Here is a 230-nt window from a genome sequence, read left to right on the forward strand (position 1 = left end):
GAGCACCGGGTTAAAATCCAAAACAGCAACATCCTCAACGCGCTTATTGAGCACGTCCAAGGCGAACGTGAGATGAGCGCAACTCAAGTCTCCGCTGGTCTTGGATTGCTCAAGAAGGTGATGCCGGATTTGGCCGCGACGACAATTTCGGGCGATGAAGAAAACCCGTTGACGATGATCCACAAAATCGAGCGCGTGATTGTCCGTCCTTCGGATACCAACGGCTGAGG

The 230-nt window shown here is 53.0% G+C and carries 1 protein-coding gene; it reads left to right on the top strand.

All coding sequences use genetic code 11. The features are described 5' to 3' along the window. Positions 1-228: hypothetical protein (locus CQ12_RS44640; protein ID WP_198164374.1), on the top strand; the 228-nt coding region annotated here is incomplete at its 5' end. Positions 229-230 lie beyond the last annotated feature (2 nt).

It is taken from the genome of Bradyrhizobium jicamae (genome assembly GCF_001440395.1).
GTDB lineage: Bacteria > Pseudomonadota > Alphaproteobacteria > Rhizobiales > Xanthobacteraceae > Bradyrhizobium > Bradyrhizobium jicamae.